5 protein-coding genes are annotated in these 6,383 nt (G+C 38.0%); all 5 read right to left on the bottom strand.

Going from position 1 to position 6,383, the window contains the following annotated elements; all coding sequences use genetic code 11:
- Positions 1-119: 119 nt before the first annotated feature.
- The 5 genes from H0W62_15240 to H0W62_15260 all read right to left on the bottom strand — a co-directional run bounded on the left by H0W62_15240 (position 120) and on the right by H0W62_15260 (position 6,004).
- Positions 120-305, bottom strand: coding sequence for a hypothetical protein (locus H0W62_15240; GenBank protein ID MBA3649872.1), 186 nt, complete (start codon positions 303-305; stop codon positions 120-122).
- Positions 306-386: 81 nt separating this feature from the next.
- Complete coding sequence (locus tag H0W62_15245) at positions 387-1,700, bottom strand: T9SS type A sorting domain-containing protein (protein MBA3649873.1); 1,314 nt, start codon at positions 1,698-1,700, stop codon at positions 387-389.
- A gap of 67 nt (positions 1,701-1,767) precedes the next feature.
- The gene (locus H0W62_15250; protein MBA3649874.1) at positions 1,768-3,072 is read right to left on the bottom strand and encodes a T9SS type A sorting domain-containing protein; all 1,305 of its coding nucleotides are present in this window, start codon (positions 3,070-3,072) and stop codon (positions 1,768-1,770) included.
- A gap of 176 nt (positions 3,073-3,248) precedes the next feature.
- On the bottom strand, positions 3,249-4,466 hold the full coding sequence (locus H0W62_15255; GenBank protein MBA3649875.1) for a T9SS type A sorting domain-containing protein: 1,218 nt from the start codon (positions 4,464-4,466) through the stop codon (positions 3,249-3,251).
- A 74-nt stretch (positions 4,467-4,540) separates the two neighbouring features.
- A complete protein-coding gene (locus H0W62_15260; GenBank protein ID MBA3649876.1) occupies positions 4,541-6,004 on the bottom strand; it encodes a T9SS type A sorting domain-containing protein in 1,464 nt (487 codons plus the stop codon).
- Positions 6,005-6,383 lie beyond the last annotated feature (379 nt).

Genomic DNA, 6,383 nt, shown 5'->3' on the forward strand with positions numbered 1-6,383 from the left:
AAATGAGCGTACTCAATGCAGTCAAAAACAAATTACTGGCGCGCGTTCTTGCTGTGGTTAAACGCGGAGAACCTTATGAAAAAAATTACTCATTAAAATGTTTGGCCGTGTCATAGAAATCAATGGCCAAATAGTCCTCCTGCATACAGTAGACCATTAATAGTGTCAACGCTTATTGTATTTACTGTAACAATTCCATCGGAGTCTTCAGCTCTAAGCCCCGTTCTTAATGGTGCCCACACCTGAGAGTAAGTTACTTGAAAAGCAAAAAATTGAAACAGGAAGGAAAGTATGGTTTTCTTCATGTATAAACTATTGAAGTCTTTCTGTAGACCTTAATATTCGTCAAAAGTTTAATGGAAGCAATCTGGAAAAGGAGCTGTTGATTATTCCTTCACAATCTTCTCTGTTTCCACAACATTTCCTCTTTCATCCGTAATATTTACCAGGTACATTCCTTTCGGAAGATTTGAAATATCAATGGATGCCTTATCTGAAAACTGCTGCTGCAAAACAACCTGACCGAACAAGTTTAAAATGGTGACGGTTGCATTATGGATGTTTGGTGCTTCAATATGCAGTTGACCCAAAGTAGGATTTGTAAAAAAAGAAACATCTTGATTTTCTTTCTGAACATTATTAACATTTGTGGTCACTGTATATTCCGTAACATTACTTACAAAATCACCACTTAATAATGTGTTGAAATCACCTCCTGCAATTATGTCATTATTGAAAATTTCTATATCACTTACAGAACCCGTAGATGATAGTTTCAAATCATGCCACTTATTTCCATTCCAACTGGCTACTCTGTAACCTATTCTGGTTTTATATTTATTGAAATTTCCACCTGTATACAAAAAACTATCTTTGACAAGAAAGGTTAAAACGTCACCATTCAAGCCAGCTCCTACACTGTCCCAAGCAGATCCATTCCATCTCGCAACATCGAAAGCAAAAATTCCACCTGCTGAATCGAATCCTCCTCCTACATACAATTGGCTTTGATAAGTCTGTAATGCTGAAACGCCTGGACGATCGGTACTTCTTGCAATTCCTTTTCCAAGGGCGAACCAGTGTTTTCCATTCCACGCAGCAATAGCATTCAAGGCTAAGGAATCAGAATTAGTAAAATCGCCTCCCACAATCAAATCATCATTATAGCTGCTCATCGTATAAGGATATCCTCCATCCAGTCCGTTTCCTAAAGCATTCCATTTACTTCCATCCCATTGAGCTATGCCATTTAGGAGAGTGCCGTCATAATCCGTTGTGAATTCCCCACAGGCATAGAGCGAATCTTTATAGAAATACAGATCATCTATTTTACCTTTCATAGAAGGAAAAATTTGTCCGACAATAGCTGTTCCATAGAGCTTTAATATCCTGCCAGTAACATCAGCAACATATATTGTATCGTGATAGTACAGCACCTTAGTGTATTCTCCAAAGTAATTTATGTGAATACCCTGCCACACCAATCCATCCCAGATGGCCAGACCCGGAGCTGAATCGTTCCCTTCATAATTAAAATTACCAGCCACATACAGGTAATTGTGTACAGAATCATAGGCCATTGAATTAATGTACCCACCGAATCCATTACCATCATACACTCCTCCGTCTAATGGTATCCATGTTTGACCATAGGAATTGAAAAAGGCAAAAAGAATAAGACTGAAAAATAATTTTTTCATCTTATTTCATGATTAATGTTTGGCATATACTATAAGATCATACAATACAAAGAAAACATCCTTATTATTATTCTTTCACCACTTTTCCCTTTTGCACAACATCTCCACTTTCATCCAAAATATTTACCAGGTACATTCCTCTTGCTAAGGTTGAAATATCAATCGTTGCGTTATCCGAAATCTGCTGCTGCAACACAACCTGGCCGAACAGATTTAAAAGGGTGACAGTTGCATTGTGGATTTTTGGTGCTTCAATATGCAGTTGATCGGTGGCGGGGTTGGGATAGATATAAAAACCAGAACACTTTACAAAACCATTAATATTTGTTACAGTAGTATACTGTGCAATATTGTTAAGTCTTATCCCATTAGTTCCATAAGTAAAGCTTCCACCGGCTATTAAATCTACTTTATTGCTTCCTAAAACTTTTACAAAACCACTCGATGTAAGATCTAAGTCAAACCATTGATTACCATCCCACCGTGCTGTCCTTTTTCCTATGCTTTCGAATGCGCCGCCAACATATAAGGAGCTGTCTTTTAAGGTAAAGCATAAAATGTATCCCATGATAGGTTTATCACCAACAGAACTCCACTCATTTCCATTCCACTTCGCAATATCCTCATTATAAAAAGCTCCGGCTGAATCAAATGATCCTCCAACATACAATTCGCCTTGGAACACTGCCAGTGCATTAACGTCTGCCTGAGAACGAGAATCAGTGATCCCACTATCGAGAGAACTCCATTGTTTTCCATTCCATGTTGCAATATTATTAACTGGTCTATCACCTGCTATATTAAATCTGCCCCCCACTACTAAGTTGCCGTTATAAACGCACATGGTGTTAACGTAACCGCTTGTAATACCACCGCCTAATGATATCCATGTTTTTCCATCCCATCTAGCAATATTGTTGAGAATATGATCCTCATAATCTGCAGAAAAATCGCCACAGGCGTAAAGATCATTATTGTAAATTAATAGTGTGCCAATCGACCCTTTCAAAGAAGGCAATTGATCAACTATTGTTTCCTCATAAACCTTTAGTATTCGTCCGGATAAGTCAGCAACTAAAATTGTATCGTGGTAATTTAGGAAAGAACTATAATCACCATAATAATTAATATCTAAACTTATCCAGTTAAGTCCATCCCAAATGGCGATACTATTTGCAGGGTTACTTCCAGCATATGAAAAATTTCCTCCTACATATAAATAATTGTGGATTGAATCAAAGGCCACTGTATTAACATACCCTCCAAATCCTCCACCATTATCAACTCCTTCACCCAACGGCAACCAGGTTTGAGCATACGTTACTTGAAAAGCAAAAAATTGAAATAAGAGGTAAAGTATCGTTGTCTTCATCTATAAATTTATTGAAGTCATTCTGAAGACCTTACTTTAGATCAAAAGTTTAACGGTAAAAATTAGAGTAAAGCCATTAGCTTATTCCTTCACCACTTTCCCTTTCTGCAAAACATTTCCTCTTTCATCCATAATATTTACCAGGTACATTCCTCTTGACACGGTTGAAATATCAATCAATGCATTATCAGAAAACTGCTGTTCAGCACAACCTGACCCAAGAGGTTTATAATGGTAACGGTGGCATTGCGGATACCTGGGGTTTCAATATGCAGTTGATCGGTGGCGGGGTTGGGATAGACTGAAATTTGTTCATTATTTCTAAAATCTGTAGCTCCTGTGAAATTTGTAAGCATTGCTATCTTATTAGCTGATGTAGTTCCAGCTTTATAAAAACTGCCACCGACAACTAACTGATCATTAAAAAGAGCGAGACATACTATTAAAGATTGCATTCCAAAACCGAGGTCTACCCAATCATTTCCATTATAGAAAGCGACCCGATTCGCATCACACACGTCATATCCCCCAAATGAACCTGCTGCATATATTCCTCCCTTGTAGGGAATGATATCTTCTACAATCCCACACAAGCCTGGCATAGGCTGCCATTCAAGACCATTCCATTCAGCTATGTTGTAAGCTGGTTTATTGCCGACTGTATCGAAATTGCCGCCTGCGATTAATTTATCACCATAAACGGTTAAAGCATTCACATTGCCTAAATATTCCGAAGTAGAAAGTTTTGTTCCTTCTCCCAAATTATGCCACGCTGTTCCATCCCATGCGGCAATATTATTAACCACTTTTCCATCTGCATATTTAAACAAGCCGCCAGCAATCAATTGATTATTATAAACAGATAATGCATCTACCTCACCCGAATTTAAGGCGCTTAAACCTCTACCAAGTGTTTCCCATTTCTTTCCTGTCCATTTTTTAATATAGCCTCCAAAGTCCCCTCCTGCATAGAGCGTATCATGGTAGAATTGCATGCAAAGGACTTCGTCTCCTAAGCCTGGTAACCCGGTTCCTTCTATATAAGTGTCCTCTTTCATAGCTGCAATACCTCCGCCTGTGGCGTAATAAATGGTATCATGCTTTGCTAATAATGACTTAATAGGTTTTGCAAAATATCCTCCATTTACTTCTGTTGTAATCCAATTCATACCATTCCAGATTGCCAACATTCTTGACACAGTATCTCCGGCATAGTAAAAATCACCACCTACATACAACCATTGATTAACACTATCAAATGCCATGGATCTTACATCAGCACTTTGAAAGGAACGTTCTGGTCGTACACCTTCACCCAACGGCAGCCAGGTTTGAGCATAGGTTATTTGAAAAGTAAATAGCTGTAGTAAAAAGTAAAGGAGCGTTTTCTTCATTCAGAAGTTTAACAACAGTCCTAAGACCTTAATATAGGTCAAAAGTTTAATAGAAGAAATAAGGATAAGGTTGCTTATTCCTTCACCACTTTTCCCTTCTGCACAACATTCCCTTTCTTATCCGTAATATTTATTAGGTACATTCCTTTTGGAAGTGTTGAAATTTCAATCGAAGCATTATCTGAAAACTGCTGCTTCAATACAACCTGACCTAACAGATTTAAAATAATGACGGTTGCATTATGGATGCTTGGCGCTTCGATATGAAGTTGATCGGTGGCGGGGTTGGGATAGATTTGAATTTTTATTCCGGCATTAACTACCTCCACATTAGTGAGTAGAGAAAAATTTATTCTGGATCCGCAGGAATCAGCTGCCTTCTTATAAAAAGTTAATCCGGTTCCATTGTATGGATAATCGGAAGCATAGCTGGAAACCAAACCAAGTCCGGAAGCAAAACTATTGCGATCAGGAAGGTTAAAGTAAATTATTCCCTGAAGGCAACCGGAAACCGAATCATATCCATAAAGCCCGGCTTGCTCTGCGATATTTTTACCACAGAATGAATTATCATACACGTAATGAATGCTTAACTCCCCCTGGTTGAGAAAGGATTTCGAAATGGTAAAAGGAAGATCGCCGACAGCAGAAAGCTCATTAAAGACAATGATCTCCTGTATAGTGTCTTGTGTTACAATGGTATCTGTCCGGTATCCATTCACAAAGTGATAGCTAACGATTATTCTCTTCCAGGTATAAAAAACCGAATCACCATTGGTACTGCTGACTTTCTCCAGGAGTTTTTTATCTGTATACTCTTCGGATACCGGCTGGAGTCCGGAAGAGTTATGGTAAGAATATTGAAATTCATCATTAACATCGAAATCAAAAATTTCCCGGGCAGTTGCTAAGTGAAAACCGATATCAGGATTTGTTAAGCCGACGAGTGTATAGGTTCCTGCGCTCACACTTTCATCATCAACTAAATTGAGGAATTGAACGGCACCATGAAATTTCGATATAGTAATAAATTCATTATCCCATTTACTCTGTATATACTTATTCGAACTATCATAAAGCCGCAGCGAAAAATGACGCACGCTGTCTGCTTCACCCAACACATCTTCCGTATGCAGTGAATCAAACCGGATAGTGATATAGGAGCCATCCGCATAACGGTGAAAGTTTGATTTCTTATCTAATACCGGATTTCGCAGAATGCTGAAGGTGTCATCTCCAACTATAAATTGATCCATACCGGATGTAATCAGAATCCGGTCTCCGAACATATTTGGTCCTAAACAGAAAGGAACAGAATTATTTAGTTGCTTGTAAGGAATATAAATGACATCACTTCCAACGACAATTATTGAATCTGCCCTGAATGCATAAACCAAATTGCCATTTTCAAATAAGTATCCCGGTTGCTCATAGTAGCTGGTCCGGTCGGGTAATACACTTTGATAAGGTAATTGGGCAAAAGAGGAAGAACAAAATAAAAGCAGAATGGCTGGAAGGAAGGTTAAATAAGTTTTCACGTGATTAAATGTTGAGCGCAGTGATTCCAAAATATTTTTTTACTTATTTCATAGTTTTCCTATTAAATATAAGACAAATAACTACCCCCGTAGCAAACCGTTGGCAGAGTATCCTGAAGATTACCGTTTTCAAATGCCTCTTTCTACACTTTGAATAAAAGTGAATGGGAGTTCATTTCTCATATTCAGGAAGCATAAGGCGATATTAATCCAGCTCAAAGGTTGTTGGTCTGCCAATACTTATAACCTCGACCAAGACCAACCTTTAGATTTGCAAAGTGATATTTTCAATCACTTTGCAATTATTATTTTTCTTTTTGCTACTTTTTCTTTTGTTAATTAAATACAAAATTGTTGATAATTCTGTAACCTGATTGCA

This window comes from Chitinophagales bacterium (assembly GCA_013816805.1).
In the GTDB taxonomy this organism is placed as follows: Bacteria; Bacteroidota; Bacteroidia; order Chitinophagales; family UBA10324; genus MGR-bin340.

Coding starts and splice junctions, on each gene's coding strand:
- H0W62_15240 (MBA3649872.1), bottom strand. CDS start 305: ATGAAGAAAACCATACTTTCCTTCCTGTTTCAATTTTTTGCTTTTCAA.
- H0W62_15245 (MBA3649873.1), bottom strand. CDS start 1,700: ATGAAAAAATTATTTTTCAGTCTTATTCTTTTTGCCTTTTTCAATTCC.
- H0W62_15250 (MBA3649874.1), bottom strand. CDS start 3,072: ATGAAGACAACGATACTTTACCTCTTATTTCAATTTTTTGCTTTTCAA.
- H0W62_15255 (MBA3649875.1), bottom strand. CDS start 4,466: ATGAAGAAAACGCTCCTTTACTTTTTACTACAGCTATTTACTTTTCAA.